Consider the following 15,257-nt stretch of genomic DNA (forward strand, 5'->3'; position numbering starts at 1 on the left):
GGGCACCCTGGCCGAGCGGCTGCGGGCCGGTGGCTCCGGGATCCCGGCGTTCTACACCCCGGCCGGGGTGGGCACCATGATCGCCGACGGTGGCCTGCCGTGGCGCTACCACCCCGACGGCACCATCGCGCTGGCCTCCCCGCCGAAGGAGACCCGGGAGTTCAACGGCCAGCAGTACGTGCTCGAAGAGGGCATCGTCACCGACTTCGCGCTGGTCCGCGCGGCCCGCGGCGACCGGCACGGCAACCTCAGCTACGACGCCTCGGCCCGCAACTTCAACCCGCTGTGCGCGATGGCCGGGCGGATCACCATCGCCGAGGTGGAGGAGCTCGTCGAGCTCGGCGAGCTGGATCCTGAGCAGGTGCACACGCCGGGGGTGTTCGTGCAGCGGGTCGTCGAGGTGGGCGAGGCCGGCAAGCTGATCGAGAAGCGCACCGTGCGCCAGCAGCCGGACGACACCCGCTCGGGTGCCGGTGACGAAGCCGGGCAGCCCGCATCCGCACCCGAAGTAGGACGACCGGAAAGCGCGGGCTGATCTCATGGCGCTCAACCGCAACGACCTTGCCGCCCGGGTGGCCCGCGAGCTGCACGACGGCCAGTACGTCAACCTGGGCATCGGGCTGCCGACGCTGGTGCCCAACTTCGTCGACCCGTCGATCACGGTGGTGCTGCAGAGCGAGAACGGCATCCTCGGCGTCGGCCCGTACCCGCTGGAGAGCGAGGTGGACGCCGATCTGATCAACGCCGGCAAGGAGACCGTCACGGTGCTGCCCGGGGCGTCCTTCTTCGATTCGGCGCTCTCGTTCGGGATGATCCGCGGCGGGCACATCGACGTGGCGGTGCTCGGCGCGATGCAGGTCGCGGCAAACGGCGACCTGGCGAACTGGACCATTCCTGGAAAGATGATTAAGGGGATGGGCGGTGCGATGGATCTGGTGCACGGGGCGAAGAAGGTGATCGTGATGATGGAGCATCTGGCCCGCGACGGCAGCCCCAAGGTGGTCAACGAGTGCTCGCTGCCGCTCACCGGCGCCGCCTGCGTGCACCACATCATCACCGACCTGGCGGTGATCGACGTCCGGCCCGAGGGGCTGGTGCTGCGGGAGCTGGCGCCCGGCGTGACCGTCGACGAGGTGCGGGCGGCCACCGAGCCCGAGCTCACCGTCGCGCTGACCTCCGGCTGAGGCGGTCGGAGACGATGCTGGACCCGGCTGGGCTGTTCTCCCTGATCGAGGAGCTGCCCGAACTCGACCGGCCGGTGCTGGTGCTGGCGCTGGACGGCTTCATCGACGCAGGCAACGCCGCCCAGCTGGCCCGGACCCACCTGCTCGGCGTGCTGGAGTCCCAGGTCATCGCCACCTTCGACATCGACCAGGTCTTCGACTACCGGGGCCGGCGTCCGGAGATGCTGTTCGTCACCGACCACTGGGAGAGTTTCACCCCGCCGGAGCTGAAGCTGCACGCGGTCCGCGACTCGGCCGGCACCGACTTCCTGCTGCTGGCAGGGGCGGAACCCGACATGCAATGGGAGCGGTTCGCCGCGGCTGTCGACATGATCGTGCGGCGGCTCGGGGTCCGGTTGGTGATCGCGCTGGACGCGATCCCGATGGGCGTGCCGCACAGCCGGCCATCCACGGTGATCGCCCGCGGCAGCTCGCCGGAGCTGGTGAGCGAGTACAGCAACTGGCTCGGCACGGTTCAGGTTCCGGCCAGCGCCGGGCATTTGATCGAGTTCCGGCTGAGCGAGTCAGGGGTGGACTCGACCGGCTTCGCGGTGAACGTGCCGCATTACCTGGCTCACCTGGACTACCCGGCCGCCGCGCTGACCCTGGTCGAGTGCGTGGCGAAGGCGGCCGGCCTGGTGCTGCCGACCGAGGCGTTGCAGGAGGCCGCGGCGGCGAGCCGGAGCGACCTGGACGTCAAGGTGGCGGCGTCGGAACAGATCTCGGCCGTGGTGCGGGCACTGGAGCTGCAGTACGACGAGATCGTCGCCGGCCGCAGCCGCGGGCTGGTCGCCGAGGGCGCCCGGCTGCCGACCGCGGACGAGATCGGCGCGGAGTTCGAGCAGTACCTGCTGCAGCAGGAAGACCCCGGGGAACCCGGGTCCGGGGAGCCCGGTTCCGGGGAACCCGGGTCCGGGGAGCCCGGGTCCGGGGAGCCCGGGTCCGGGGAGCCCGATTCCGGGGAGCCCGGGTCCAGGGACGAGCCACGGGCTTGACCGCTGGCCTGAGTGGTTCACCTCCACAATTCACGTTGCCTTGTTCGTCCGGCCCTTATTCATTGGCCAGGCATCAGCGGTTCACCTGACAATGCACGGGTGAACATGGTCATCGAGCCGGAGCGGCCCGCCGACCACGCGGCCATCCGGGCGGTAGTGCTCGCTGCCTTCGTCGACCAGCCGCGCGTCGCCGACCTGGTCGAGCTGATCCGTGCCTCGCCGGAGTACCTGCCCGAGTTGGCACTGGTCGCGCGGGTGGCCGGTGAGGTTGCCGGCTTCGTGATGGTGAGCCATGCCGAGCTGGTCGGCGATTCCGGCGAGCGGCACCAGGTTCTCACCCTGTCGCCGCTGGCGGTGGCTCCGGCGCTGCAAGGCCGTGGCATCGGCTCCGCCCTGGTGCCGGCGGCCCTGGCCGAGGCCGCGCGGCTCGGTGAGCAGTTGGTGGTTCTGGAAGGCAGCCCCCGGTACTACCCGAGGTTCGGGTTCCGGGACTCCCGCACGTTCGGCATCCAGATCACGCTGCCCGACTGGGCGGCGCCGGAGGCGGGAATGGTGTGTCCGCTGCCGGCCTACGACCCTCGGGTCCGCGGCCGGCTGGTCTACCCGCCGGCGTTCGCCGCGACCGGCACCGGACACTCCTGACCTGGAGCGGAGTCACCCGCGTGTCCCAGTCACATGCGTCACTGCAGTCACTCACGCCACTAATCCACCGGTAACGGCGCAGTCGCGCAGGTAGCAAATCTGCTCCTGGCTCGACACTGACACAGGTTGTAGTCATAGTTATGACCATGACTACGCCGCTGCCGCTCGCCGAGGTCAAATCGCACCTGTCCGAGCTGGTGAGCCGGGTCAGCACCCACCATGAGCGGGTGACCGTCACGGTGCACGGCCGTCCGTCCGCCGTGCTCCTCGCGGTCGAAGATCTGGAATCACTCGAAGAAACCATCGCGATCCTGTCAGACTCTGAGGCCATGAAGCAGCTTGCCGAGGCTGAGTCAGAGCTTGCGCGGGGTCTGGGTGAGTCCGAGGAGCAGCTGGCCCAGGCGATGCGGCGACGGCGTACGTGAGTTCGGCCGGCAGGTACCGGCTGGTCATCGCCCCGACCGCCCGCCGTCAGCTCGCGGAGTTCCTACCGGAAGCCGTCGCGATCGCCGCGTACGACCTCGTCGTCGGCCCACTCCTGGACAACCCGCACCGCATAGGCAAGCGACTGCACCCGCCGATGGCCGACCGGCACAGCGCCCGGCGCGGCACCTACCGGGTCATCTACCGCATCGACGACGAGCAGGGCACGGTCACGGTGCTGGCGGTGGTCCATCGAAGCGACGCCTATCGCAGCCCGTAGGCAGGCTCGATTGATCGGCTTGAAGATGATTGCAGGGGCCAATGCCATGGCTACATGGTGTATAAAGTCCTTGTATAGTCGCGTTTTATTTTTACGCGGGCACCGGCCGTCTTCAGACCTATCCAAAGGAACTTCGATGCGCGTACGCCTGCTCGCCGCCGCGACGGTGTTGAGCCTCACTGCCGTGCTGTTCGGTGCCGGGCCCGCCGAGGCCACCAACCCGACGTTGCATTTCAGCAAGGCTTACGTGAATTCGCCCGGCAGCGACACGGGGACGAACTACAGCCTCAACGGCGAGTACGTCGTGATCAGCAATTCCAGCTACACGGCGTCCTACACGCTGACGGGTTACACGATCTCCGACCGGTCCGCCCACGTCTACCGGTTCCGGACCTTCGTGCTCAGGCCCCGCGCGTCGGTCACGCTGCACACCGGCTCGGGAACGAATACCAGCACCAACCTGTACTGGGGCTCCAGGGCCTACATCTGGAACAACACCGGTGACACCGCCTACCTCAAGAACAGCGTGGGAACGCTGAGGGATTCGTGCTCGTGGGGAATCGTGAGCAGCTACGTCTACTGCTGAGCCTCCCGCTCCTTCACCTGGCGGGGTCTTGCTCGCTGGACGTGCAGGCCAGCTCGGTTCGGTATAACTAGCCCGTGCACCTCATCCTGGTCTTCGCCGCCGTGATGTTGGTCCAGATACCGATATCAGTGATCGTCAGACGGGCCATATCCCGCAGGCATGCCAGCCGAGGCGAGGTCGAATGTGCCGTCAGGCCGCTCGACACGAGCGCCGCTGAACCAGGTGGCAAGTGGCAGCACGGCGTAGCGACAGCCAGTTCCCATGAGCTGACATTCCGACCGCGTCGCGGTTCGATAGGAGTGCGGACGCCCCTGGGAAGTCCACGATCGTTCTTGGTGAGCTCAACTACCCCAGACACCGGGGTGCACCCGCGCCTTCGGGAAGCCTGGTTCATCAATCCAGGCCTGCATGTCATCGAGTTGCGCACTTCGGACGGTCCTGTGTCGTTGGCGGCCAGGGCGTCCGACATCACATCCCTCATCGCACGACTTGCTTGCTGAGGCGGGGGTTGAATAGGACGTTCCATTCGGTAGGACTGACCCAGCGTGCGATGAGCAGACGCCGATGGGCAGGCGTGCCGATGAGCAGGCGTGCCGATGAGCAGGCGCGCCGATGGGCAGGCCTTCGCCTCAGCCGTCGTCGCGGCAGAGGCAGAAGGGATGCCCGGCGGGATCCAGGAGCACCCGCATGTGCTGCTGCGGTTGGGTCTCAGCCAGCGTGGCGCCCAGGGCGAGGGCCTCGGCGACCGCGGAGTCGAGGTCACCGACCTGGAAGTCGAAGTGCATCATCGCTCGCTGCTCTCCGTCGACCGGTGGCCACAGGGGTGGCTGGTAGCCGCTCGCCTGCTGGAACACCAGATAGATCGGACCCTCAGGAGCGGCGAGGATGGCGGTTCCCGGTTCCTCGTGCCCGATGGGCCAGCCCAGCAGCGCGGAGTAGAACCTGGCCAGGGCACCGGGGTCGGGCGCTTCGATCGCGGTTCCCCACCACATTCCCTTCGTTCGAGATCGCACGCTTCCCACCCTGTCGTAGCAGGCTCTTTCGTGTCCAGTGGGCAACTGATGCCGCTGTGCGCGCGGGTCAGTGGCACACCGATATCAGCACGTCGGCCGGTCGTTGTCAGAGCCCCTGGCGCCGATTGGGGAGATGCACTGTCGTCCAACCATGCCCGACGGACACCACCGCCTCACGGCAGCCGTGCCAGCCACGGGCGCAGTGCGATGCTGGCTGAGTGATGCCAGTTGTCCTGCGGGTAGAACCAGATGAGGAATTCGACGAGTGTGCCGTCCTCTGTGTGGACGGGACGGTGTCCGGAACACCGCATCGGTTCGTGCTGGATTCGGGGGGTGCCACGACGCAGATCGTGGACCCCGGTGCTCTGATTCCCGCCTTGGTGGTCGGTGAGGACACGACCGAGGGTCTCTTCGGCCGCGCCCCTGTCGAGCTGGTAGTCCTCTCAGACCTCACCGTGCCCGGCCTCACTGCCGGAGGTCGCACTGTCCACCGGCTCCGCTCCGGCGGTGCCGGTGCGCGTTCGCTGCTGGGGCTGGACGTCCTCGGTGATCACGGACTCCTGCTCGACGGCCCGGCGGCGACCCTCCACACGACAGTGACCGGAGAGCTGGCAGCCAACCTGCCCCTCGAGCGCGGCCCGCGGGGGCATTGCTACCTGCCGGTGGTCCTGCCCGGAGGAAGGGTGGTCCGGGCTCTGTGGGATACCGGTGCCGATATCACGGTGGTCGATCGAGAGCTGGTGACGTCGCATCCCGAGCTGTTCACCGCGCTGGGCAGCGCCAGCGGAACCGACGCCCTGGGGGCCACGGCGGTCACGGACGTCTGCCGCATGGAGGGCTATGGGATTGCGGATGTCTACTTCTCAAGCCATCGCGTGGCCATCGGACATCTCCCCGAGCCCTTCACGATGGTCCTCGGTTACCCGACGTTGCGGCAGGCAATCTGGTCCATGGATCTGCCGTCGGGGCGATGGGCAGTAAGCCGTGCCAACGTCTGATCGAGAGCTGAGCCGGCTCCCTAGAGGCGCCCGTCCCGTGCCTGGCTGGGCAGCAAGTCGGAGCGCTCGGGATGCCGACCTGCTGCGCGTCAACCCGCCGGCATCGTCGTGTTCCTCGGAATCCTCTTCGCCTCGCGGCCCGAGCCGTGAGCCTCGTACGGCTATCGGAGCAGTCGAACCCGGATCGGCAGATCGAGTTCAGCCCACGCGCGATGGGCCGTCAGCACCTCCGGAGAGTCACTGCGCACCGTCAGAGCCAGGCAACAGCGATCCCCGAGCGAAAGTGAGCGACCACCAGACAACGAGCGCATGGCACCGGCCAGCTCGGCGTCCTGCTCAAGAACCGGCGCGATTGTCACGCCGGCGGCAGCGAGGAGTTCTCGCACGCGAACAACCTCGATATCAGCGTCGACAAGCTTGCCGATGACTTCGGCGAGGTTCGCGGCACCGAGGATCCCTGAGTCAAGGCTGGCGGCGACCAGGTCAGCGCCTGGTTCGTCCTGCACCAGGGCCAGGATCGCGGATGCGTCCAGGACCGTCATTCGGTCGAGGCAGCGAGGCGGCGTTCGGCCAGCAGCTCATCGACGAGGGATCGCCCTTTGGGTAGTCCGGCGCCGAGCTGGCGCAGCTCGGCGACGGCATCCTGCTGGCGTTCGAGCACCAATCGCGGGCCGGATACATGTAAATGCAGCCGATCGCCCGCGCTCAACCCGAGTGCCGTCCGCACCTCGGCGGGTATCACCAGGCGGCCTTGTTTCCCGAGCACCAGCGTGGCATGCATGAATGCATCATGCCACGGTTACGACGAACGTGCCACGACGTTTCTACCGTCAACGACATCCGCTTTCCTGAGCCTGCGGTCACTCCACCGACCTCGGCAACCTCACCAGTTGTTAAGGCATCCACTGCTGCTTGGAGGCGATGTTCTCGGGCTCAGTCAGGCTAAGCCGTTGGCTAGGACCAGCGGCGCAAGCTGAGGCCAGGGGTTCCGCTCCCTGCCCGGCAACCGCGGCGAGAGCGTCCCGCAGTTGGCACTTCCACATGTGACCGGGGCCGTGTAACGCCGGTTACTAGCCATGCAGCTTCCGGAGCCAGGCATTCCAACCGGGCGCGAGGATCTCCGCATGGTCATCGAGTCCCTCGGCGATCACGTCAGCCGTCTCTCCCGCAGTCATCTCAGCTGTGTCCAACCACCAGCCGATGTCACTGAACTCCCGCTGCATGTCGGCTTGTAGGCGCTCATAGCCGTCGAAGTCGAACCGGTCCTCAGGATCGCGACTCGCGTTGCGCTGCTTGCACACGTCGATCCCGGGCGCGAGCACCACGAGGCGCACCGGCCGCGGCGACATCAGGGCGATGAAGAAGTCGAGCTCAGCACGGTCTGCCAACACCGTGTCCATCAGGACAGTGAAGCCAAAGTCAACGAAGTTGTTGGCGAGGGCACACATGTTCCGGTTGCACAACTCGTCCTGGCGTAGGGCCTCATTCGCTGGCTGTCCCATGAACCAGACAAAGCCCGTCCGGATCATTTCGTTCACCGTGTCGCCACCCACCTGCGCGGCCCGCGGCAGTCGTCGTCCCACGAGATCCGTGATCGTGGTCTTGCCCGCGCCGGGCATTCCCGTGACGATCACGCAGCCTGTCCCTGAACCCGTCGACATGGTGAGAGGCTGCCACCCCGGTCCGCCACCGCGCAAAGCGGTGCCAGAACGACATGCTGGTCGGACGCTTGTTAGTCCGGTTCCAGTCATACAGATGATGGGTTTGATCCAGATTTCCGTTGTCCTTGAGACCTCCTGACAGAGAAAGCGTGTGATGGGCTTCCACGCTTGACCCTCGCCGCACGCATTTGTCGTCACAAGGGGCAGCTTGACAGACCAGCCTTGGCAATCTCACCCTGCTTGTGCCACAACCATCACCGCAACTTCGACGCAGCAGGCTGGCGCTGTCAGCTGCTCGACGGTCTGCCGGCGTGGATGCCCGCCAACTTAGATCGACCCCACCCGAACACCCAGACGCAACCACCGCCCCAGCCGGCCATGAGCGCAGCCTCTGGGAATGTCGGCGACCAACCGGCTCTTGGAACCAGGTGAGCTGAGGCATGTGGCACGGCTCGGCCGATCGCCAGAGGCTGTGCCCATCGCCAGAAGGAGAGCTACGCATGTCCATAGTCGTCGGCTACCCCAGGTGCTTCGCCGCCGAGCTGACCGCGGGCCTGCTATGACCGACGGCCAGCCGACCGACACTGTGCCGACCGACACTGTGCCGACCGGCGCTGAGCCCACCGACACCGAACGCACCAACACCGAACCGACCGACACCGAGGCCACCGCGACCGAGCGCAACAAGGCCAACGCGGTCGCGTTCTACGACCTGATGTTCAACCAGTGCCAGCCGGCCGAGGCCATCGCCCGGTACACCGACGGGCGCACCTACATCCAGCACAACCCGCACGTCGTCGACGGCCCCGAAGGTTTCATCTCCTACTTCGAACGAATGGCTGCCGAATTTCCCGGCAAGCGCGTCGAGTTCAAGAAGGTCCTCGCCGACGGCGACTACGTCGTGCTGCACTGTCACCAGAGCTGGCCGGGTGACCACGAGTACGCCGGGATCGACATCTTCCGGTTCGACGCCACCGGCAAGATCGTCGAGCACTGGGACGCCCTGCAGGTCATTCCCGAGACCTTCGCTCACGGCAACGGGATGTTCTGATGCGGCAGCCCACCCGTGCGACCGGCCACCGTGCCACCGTGCCACACGCGACCATGCCACACGCGACCATGAGACAGGCGACCGTGCGACAGGCCCCCGGCAGCCCGGCAGGATCTGCACCGGATCGGACCGCAAATATCCTGACTGGCATCGCCCGCGACCCGGCAGAATGACCCCGTGACCACCGCTGAGCAGTCAGCCGAGCAGCTGGAGCCGGACCCGGCCGAACGCCAACGCGTCCGGCTGCACCGGGCCTGGGCGGTCGCGGCCATCACGTTCTTCGCGCTGATCGCCACCGCGGCCTTCCGGTCCAGCACCGGGGCGCTGATCGAGCCGATCGAGCACCAGTTCGACTGGAGCCGGTCCACCACCTCGTTCGCGATCACCGTCAACCTGGTCGTCTACGGCCTGACCGCCCCGTTCGCCGCCGCCCTCATGCAGCGCTTCGGCATCCGGCGGATGGTCGGCCTGGCCCTCAGCCTGGTCGCCCTCGGCTGCCTGGCCACCACCGTGATGTCCCAGTCCTGGCAGCTGGTGCTGGCCTGGGGTTTCGCCATCGGGATCGGCACCGGCTCGATGGCCCTGGTCTTCGGCGCGATCATCGCCGACCGATGGTTCGTCACCAACCGCGGCCTGGTCGTCGGCATCTTCTCGGCGGCATCCTCCACCGGCCAGCTGGTCTTCCTGCCGGTGCTCGCCTACCTGATCAACCACCACGGCTGGCGCACCGCGGTGTTCGTGGTCGCCGCGTTCTCGCTGCTGCTGGTGCCGTTCGTGCTGTGGCTGCTCGCCGACTCCCCCGCCAGTGTCGGGTTGACCCCCTACGGCGCCGAGCCGGACTGGGCGCCGCCGGCCAGCTCGCGCAAGAACCCGGCCCGGGCCGCGATCGACACGCTGACCGAGTCATCGCGCAGCTGGACGTTCTGGGTGCTGGTGGGAACCTTCTTCATCTGCGGCTGGTCCACCAACGGCCTGGTCGCCTCGCACTTCATCCCGGCCGCCCACGACCACGGCATCCCGCCGACCACCGCCGCCAACCTGCTCGCCCTGATCGGCATCTTCGACATCATCGGCACCATCGGCTCCGGCTGGCTCACCGACCGGGTCGATCCGCGCAACCTGCTGCTGACCTACTACGGCCTGCGCGGGCTGTCGCTGCTGATCGTGCCGTCCGTGCTCGGCTCGACCGTCAGCCCGCCGCTGTTCCTGTTCATCGTCTTCTACGGCCTGGACTGGGTGGCCACCGTGCCGCCCACCGTCGCCCTGTGCCGCGAGCACTTCGGGCTGGAGAAGTCCGGCATGGTGTTCGGCTGGGTGTTCGCCTCGCACATGGTCGGCGCGGGGCTCGCCGCGTCCTTCGCCGGCGCGGTCCGCGAGCAGACCGGTGACTACCGGATCGCCTGGCTCACCGCCGGCTTCCTGTGCGTCATCGCCGCCCTGGCCTTCTTCACGATCCACCGACGTAGCGAAGACGCAATGGTTGGGGCACTATCCGCTACATGAGCTACGCGGCGGACTACCGGCTGAGCCTGACCGATCCTGACCGGTTCTGGTCCCGGGCGGCCACCGCGATCACCTGGATCCACAAGCCCGCACAGGTGCTGGACGACACGAACGCCCCGTTCTACCGGTGGTTTCCCGACGGCACGCTCAACACCTGCTTCAACGCCCTGGACCGGCACGTGGTGGCCGGCCGCGGCGAGCAGGCAGCCCTGATCTATGACTCACCGGTCACCGGTACCCGCAAGGAGTACAGCTACACCGAGCTCACCGAGCTGGCCGCGAAGTTCGCCGGCGTGCTCCGGGCGCTCGGCGTCGACAAGGGCGACCGGGTGCTGATCTACCTGCCGATGGTGCCCGAGGCCGTCATCGCCATGCTCGGCTGCGCCCGGATCGGCGCGGTGCACTCGGTGGTGTTCGGCGGCTTCGCGGCCAACGAACTGGCCGCCCGGATCGAGGACGCCAGGCCCAAGGTGATCGTCTCGGCGTCCTGCGGCATCGAACCCAGCCGGCTGGTCGAGTACAAGCCGCTGCTCGACCGGGCCCTGGAACTGGCCCACCACCAGCCGGACAGCTGCCTCATCCTGCAACGCCCGCAGCTGCGGGCACCCCTGACCGACCTCGACCTGGACTGGCAGGACCTGATGAGGTCGCAGCTGATCGCTCCGGCCGAGTGCGTCGAACTCAACGCCACCGACCCGCTCTACATCCTCTACACCTCAGGGACCACCGGCCGTCCCAAGGGCATCGTGCGCGACAACGGCGGCCATGCGGTGGCGCTGCGGTGGTCGATGGCGAACGTCTACGACGTCGGCCCGGGCGAGGTGATGCTGACGGCCAGCGACGTCGGCTGGGTGGTCGGGCACTCCTACATCGTCTACGCCCCGCTGCTCACCGGCGCCACCACCGTGCTCTACGAGGGCAAACCGGTCGGCACCCCGGACGCCGGGGCGTTCTGGCGGCTGGTAGCCGACTACCGGGTCAAGACGGTGTTCACCTCCCCCACCGCCATCCGGGCCGTCAAACGTGACGATCCGGACGGCGAGCTGATGAAGCGGTATGACCTCAGCTCGCTGCAGACGCTGTTCCTGGCCGGTGAGCGGCTGGACCCGGCGACGTATGAGTGGGCCAGTGCCCGGCTCGGCGTCCCGGTGGTGGACCACTGGTGGCAGACCGAGACCGGCTGGCCGATCGCTGCGAACCTGCGCGGGCTGGAGCCGATGCCGATCAAGCCGGGCTCCCCCACGGTGCCGGTGCCGGGCTACGACGTGCAGATCCTGGGCCCGGACGGCCAGCAGCTGGCTGCCGGCGAGGAGGGCGCCATCTGCCTGCGGCTGCCGCTGCCGCCGGGCACCAGCCAGGGGGTCTGGGGCGATGACCAGCGCTACGTCCAGAGCTACCTGTCGGCCCATCCGGGCTACTACCTGACCGGCGACGGCGGGTACCTCGACGACGACGGCTACCTGTTCGTGCTCGGGCGCACCGACGACGTGATGAACGTGGCCGGCCACCGGCTGTCCTCCGGGCAGATCGAGGCGGCACTGGCCGAGCACCCGGCCGTCGCGGAGTGTGCCGTGATCGGTGTCGAGGACCCGCTGAAGGGCCAGGTGCCACGCGCCCTGGTGGTGACCAAGAGCGGCTGGCAGGGCTCGGCGGAACAGCTCGCCACCGAGCTGAGCGCCCGGGTGCGCGACGAGGTCGGCCCGATCGCCTCGCTGTCGCGGGTGGACGTCGTCGCGGGGTTGCCCAAGACCCGGTCGGGCAAGATCCTGCGCGCCACGATGCGCCAGCTGGCCGACGGCGGCGAGCCCACGGTGCCCTCCACCATCGAGGACGTCGCCGTCCTGGACGCCCTGCGGCCGGTGCTGCGCCCGACGTGACCTCCGGCAGCGGGCCCACCTCCGATGTGGGCCCGCTCGACGGCTGAGCCGCCACGCTCCGACCGGTAAGTTGGTTTCTCCGGACGGGAGGTGAGCAATGGAGCAGCTCGCCCTGGTGGCCGCCGTCCTGTTCGCGACCGCTGTGCTGATACCGGTCTCGTCCAGGATCAACCTGCCCTGGCCGGTGCTGGTCACCCTCTTCGGCATCGTGCTGGCCGCGATCCCGCAGGTGCCGCAGGTGTATGTCGAACCCGATCTGATCCTGCCGCTGGTGCTGCCGCCGTTGCTGTACGCCGCCGCCCGAAAGACGTCCTGGCGGTTCTGGGCCGCCAATGCCCGGCCGATCCTGCTGCTGGCGGTCGCGCTGGTCATGGTGACCACCGTCGCGGTCGCCTACGTCGCGTCCGCGGTGGTGCCCGGCATCTCACTCGCCGGCGCGGTGGCCCTCGGCGCCCTGGTGTCGCCGCCGGACCCGGTCGCGGCCACCGCGATCGCCGGCAAGCTGCACCTGCCCCGCCGGCTGGTGTCGATGCTCGAGGGTGAGGGCCTGTTCAACGACGTGGCCGCGCTGGTGCTCTACCAGGTGGCGATCGCCGCGGTGATCGGCGGCTCGATCACGCCGGGCCAGGCGGCGACCCGGCTGCTCTTGGCCGCCGTGCTGGCCCTGGTGGTCGGCTTCGCATCCGGCTGGGGCTTCACCCGGCTGATCGGGTTGCTGGGCTCCGCCGACCCCCGACCCCAGGTGCTGCTGTCGGTGCTGGCGCCCACCGCCACCTACGTGCTGGCCGAGGAGCTGCACGGTTCCGGGGTGCTGGCGGTGCTGGTGTACACGCTCTACTCGGTGTCCCGGCCGGTCGACCCCGCCGACGCCCAGGGCCGGTTGACCACCAACGTGTTCTGGTCGATGGCCGAGACCCTGGTCACCGGGATCGCCTTCGGCCTGGTGGGCCTGGAGTTCCAGACCGCGTTCCAGGCGATCGGGGCGCGCTGGACGTCGCTGGTCGGCGAGACGGCGGCCGTCGTCGGTGTGGTGGTGGCGGTGCGGCTGCTGTACCTGCTGCCCTCGGTGCTGCTGGCCAGGCGGTTCTACCGGCGGTTGCAGGTCGGTGCCCTCGACGACGCGCTCAGCGGCCGGAGCGCGACCCGGCGGCTGCGGCGCCAGCGTGACACCGACGTCCCGATCGGCTGGCGCGAGACGGTGGTGGTGTGGTGGGCCGGCATGCGCGGGGTGGCCACCGTGGCGCTGGCGCTGGCCATCCCACCCGTCACCGACGCGGGCGCCCCGTTCCCGGCCCGCGACCGGATCCTGTTCATCGCCTTCTCGGTGGTGCTGGTGACGCTGGTACTGCAAGGCCTGACGCTGCCGACCGTGGTGCGGCTGCTGGGGGTGCGGGCCGGCGCGCGCGACGACGAGGAGACCGAGGCGGCGCTGATCGAACGGGCCGCCCATGCCGCAGCCGAGGCATTGAACCGCCTGCAGGACGAGGTGGACTTCAACGTCGAGGTGTGGGACCGGCTGAACGCGTTCCCGACCGACATGCTTGCCCGGCTCAACGCCCAGCTGGATGGCGACTCCCAGCGCAGCCAGCATGCCGGCCGGGCCACCGACCGCGGCGACTTCCTGCTGGGACTGCAACAGATGCTCGGCGCCGCGCGGGAGGAACTGCTCAACGCCCGGTCCGAGCGCGGGGCGGACCCGGAACTGGTGGACAAGCTCGTCCGCCGGCTCGACCTGTACAGCCTGCCCGCGCTTCCCGCCGCGGACGGTCGCTGACCGGCGGCCCGGCTGGTGCCCTGTGGTGGTTGTGCCGCGCGATGGCAGACTCCGGTGTCAGGCAGGCCCGAGCCCACTGGCCTGCCCGAGGCAGGAGGACCGACGATGCCACCACGGCGCAAGAAGCCGAGCGGGTTGACCGAGGACGAGGTGGCCCGGCTGCGCGGCCAGGTCGACGAGGGCCGGCGGCCCCGGGTGGCGCTGTCCGGGCCGCAGTTCGAGACCGGTGCCTCGGGTTCGGTCGTCCGGATCGGGGACCCGGCCGTGGACGGGCCGGACTTCCTGACCGTCCGGGTCAAGGTGAACGGCGTCACCGATGAGCTGGCCTTCGCGCCCGCCGAACTGAGCCTCGGCAGCCGAACGCGGCCGGCTGCCGCGAGCTCTAGGCCGGCTGGTGGTGGGTCGGCTCGCGGCGCGTCGGCTCGGACCGGGTCGGCTGCCCGGACCGGGTCGGCTCGCGCGGGATCGGCCGGCAGCCGCGCCCGAACCGCTCAGCCCGGAGCCACCCCCGATCCACCTGCGCCCGAACTACCCGCATCGGCATCACCCGCACCGGCATCACCCGCACCGGCATCACCTGCGCCCGAATCAGCTGCGCCGGCCGGCGCCGCGCCTCCGCGCTCGGCGGCATCAGCCGGTACCGCTGCCGGCCAGGCGACGGCAGGCACCACCACCGCAGGCACCACCACCGCAGGCACCACCACCGCGGGCACCACCACCGCGGGCACCACCACCGCGGGCAACGCGACGGCGGACAACGCCACTACCAGCACCGCCGGCCGCCGCCGCAAGGCTCCGGCAGCTCCGGCGGTCAGCGTGACCATCAGCTCCACCGGGGCGTCCTGGACGGTCAGCGCCAACCGGGGGGCCCGGACGATCATGAAGGGCGTCCCGGTCGCGCCCGGCGTGGTGACCGCGGTCGCGGAGTTGCTGGGCCAGCCCGGCCTGGCCGAGGCGGTGGCCGAGATCAACCAGGCCGCCCGGTGGCACGCCGAGCAGCGGGCCGAACAGCTGCGCGCCGAACTCAGCGACCTGGAGGCGATGCTGGCCACTCACCGCACGCCACGCTGAGCCGGAGGACCGGGCCGAGCCGAGCTGAGCCGGAGGACCAGTCCGAGCCGCTGAGACCTCGATCGTTGGCCGCCAGGCCGGGGGACTCGCCGCCGCGGCACCTGCTACGCGGCCACCGATCGGCCACCACACCCGGCCACGGCTCAGCGCCGGGTCATCG

Annotated in this window: 18 protein-coding genes; 14 read left to right on the forward strand and 4 right to left on the reverse strand. The window is 69.0% G+C overall.

Translation table 11 applies throughout. The annotated features are described in order from the left end of the window. The 8 genes from VF542_RS08470 to VF542_RS08505 all read left to right on the forward strand — a co-directional run. The coding region (locus VF542_RS08470) for a CoA transferase subunit A (protein ID WP_408651262.1) at nucleotides 1–535 on the forward strand (535 nt) is incomplete at its 5' end. Nucleotides 536–539: 4 nt separating this feature from the next. Continuing rightward, on the forward strand, nucleotides 540–1,184 hold the full coding sequence (locus tag VF542_RS08475; RefSeq protein ID WP_408651263.1) for a CoA transferase subunit B: 645 nt from the start codon (nucleotides 540–542) through the stop codon (nucleotides 1,182–1,184). Nucleotides 1,185–1,198: 14 nt separating this feature from the next. Further along, complete coding sequence (locus tag VF542_RS08480) at nucleotides 1,199–2,218, forward strand: PAC2 family protein (RefSeq protein WP_408651264.1); 1,020 nt, start codon at nucleotides 1,199–1,201, stop codon at nucleotides 2,216–2,218. Between the two features lie 105 nt (nucleotides 2,219–2,323). Then, nucleotides 2,324–2,860 (forward strand): GNAT family N-acetyltransferase, encoded by a 537-nt coding sequence (locus VF542_RS08485; RefSeq protein WP_408651276.1) that lies wholly within the window; start codon nucleotides 2,324–2,326, stop codon nucleotides 2,858–2,860. A gap of 146 nt (nucleotides 2,861–3,006) precedes the next feature. Further along, nucleotides 3,007–3,285 (forward strand): type II toxin-antitoxin system Phd/YefM family antitoxin, encoded by a 279-nt coding sequence (locus tag VF542_RS08490; protein ID WP_408651265.1) that lies wholly within the window; start codon nucleotides 3,007–3,009, stop codon nucleotides 3,283–3,285. Then, nucleotides 3,282–3,563 (forward strand): type II toxin-antitoxin system RelE family toxin, encoded by a 282-nt coding sequence (locus VF542_RS08495; protein WP_408651266.1) that lies wholly within the window; start codon nucleotides 3,282–3,284, stop codon nucleotides 3,561–3,563. The genes VF542_RS08490 and VF542_RS08495 overlap by 4 nt, the downstream gene beginning before the upstream one ends. A gap of 136 nt (nucleotides 3,564–3,699) precedes the next feature. Then, nucleotides 3,700–4,149, forward strand: a complete 450-nt coding sequence (locus VF542_RS08500) for a lamin tail domain-containing protein (protein WP_408651267.1) — start codon at nucleotides 3,700–3,702, stop codon at nucleotides 4,147–4,149. Between the two features lie 104 nt (nucleotides 4,150–4,253). Beyond that, nucleotides 4,254–4,649, forward strand: coding sequence for a DUF2550 family protein (locus VF542_RS08505; RefSeq protein WP_408651277.1), 396 nt, complete (start codon nucleotides 4,254–4,256; stop codon nucleotides 4,647–4,649). Between the two features lie 129 nt (nucleotides 4,650–4,778). Here the strand turns inward: VF542_RS08505 and VF542_RS08510 are convergent, their stop codons facing one another. Continuing rightward, complete coding sequence (locus VF542_RS08510; RefSeq protein WP_408651278.1) at nucleotides 4,779–5,141, reverse strand: VOC family protein; 363 nt, start codon at nucleotides 5,139–5,141, stop codon at nucleotides 4,779–4,781. A gap of 302 nt (nucleotides 5,142–5,443) precedes the next feature. Between VF542_RS08510 and VF542_RS08515 the strand changes: the two genes are divergently transcribed. Beyond that, nucleotides 5,444–6,160 carry a hypothetical protein gene (locus VF542_RS08515; protein ID WP_408651268.1) on the forward strand — a complete coding sequence of 239 codons (717 nt, stop codon included), beginning with the start codon at nucleotides 5,444–5,446 and terminating at the stop codon, nucleotides 6,158–6,160. A 161-nt stretch (nucleotides 6,161–6,321) separates the two neighbouring features. Here VF542_RS08515 and VF542_RS08520 read toward each other — a convergent pair whose 3' ends face one another. From VF542_RS08520 to VF542_RS08530, 3 genes are all read right to left on the reverse strand, one after another. Continuing rightward, nucleotides 6,322–6,702 carry a type II toxin-antitoxin system VapC family toxin gene (locus VF542_RS08520; RefSeq protein ID WP_408651269.1) on the reverse strand — a complete coding sequence of 127 codons (381 nt, stop codon included), beginning with the start codon at nucleotides 6,700–6,702 and terminating at the stop codon, nucleotides 6,322–6,324. Beyond that, nucleotides 6,699–6,941: an AbrB/MazE/SpoVT family DNA-binding domain-containing protein gene (locus tag VF542_RS08525; protein WP_408651270.1), complete on the reverse strand. Its 243-nt coding sequence runs from the start codon at nucleotides 6,939–6,941 to the stop codon at nucleotides 6,699–6,701. Before VF542_RS08525 ends, VF542_RS08520 begins: the two co-directional genes overlap by 4 nt. A gap of 289 nt (nucleotides 6,942–7,230) precedes the next feature. Then, nucleotides 7,231–7,794, reverse strand: a complete 564-nt coding sequence (locus VF542_RS08530; RefSeq protein WP_408651271.1) for an AAA family ATPase — start codon at nucleotides 7,792–7,794, stop codon at nucleotides 7,231–7,233. Between the two features lie 628 nt (nucleotides 7,795–8,422). Between VF542_RS08530 and VF542_RS08535 the strand changes: the two genes are divergently transcribed. From VF542_RS08535 to VF542_RS08555, 5 genes are all read left to right on the forward strand, one after another. Beyond that, nucleotides 8,423–8,872, forward strand: a complete 450-nt coding sequence (locus VF542_RS08535) for a nuclear transport factor 2 family protein (RefSeq protein ID WP_408651279.1) — start codon at nucleotides 8,423–8,425, stop codon at nucleotides 8,870–8,872. Between the two features lie 177 nt (nucleotides 8,873–9,049). Continuing rightward, nucleotides 9,050–10,375: an MFS transporter gene (locus VF542_RS08540; RefSeq protein WP_408651272.1), complete on the forward strand. Its 1,326-nt coding sequence runs from the start codon at nucleotides 9,050–9,052 to the stop codon at nucleotides 10,373–10,375. Then, entirely contained in the window at nucleotides 10,372–12,252 is a 1,881-nt protein-coding gene (locus VF542_RS08545; protein ID WP_408651273.1) for an AMP-binding protein, read from the forward strand. Before VF542_RS08540 ends, VF542_RS08545 begins: the two co-directional genes overlap by 4 nt. Nucleotides 12,253–12,349: 97 nt before the next feature. Next, nucleotides 12,350–14,026 carry a Na+/H+ antiporter gene (locus VF542_RS08550; RefSeq protein WP_408651274.1) on the forward strand — a complete coding sequence of 559 codons (1,677 nt, stop codon included), beginning with the start codon at nucleotides 12,350–12,352 and terminating at the stop codon, nucleotides 14,024–14,026. A 105-nt stretch (nucleotides 14,027–14,131) separates the two neighbouring features. Further along, nucleotides 14,132–15,097: a hypothetical protein gene (locus VF542_RS08555; protein WP_408651275.1), complete on the forward strand. Its 966-nt coding sequence runs from the start codon at nucleotides 14,132–14,134 to the stop codon at nucleotides 15,095–15,097. Nucleotides 15,098–15,257 lie beyond the last annotated feature (160 nt).

Origin of the sequence: Jatrophihabitans sp. (genome assembly GCF_036389215.1) — a bacterium.
Taxonomy (GTDB): domain Bacteria; phylum Actinomycetota; class Actinomycetes; order Mycobacteriales; family Jatrophihabitantaceae; genus Jatrophihabitans_A.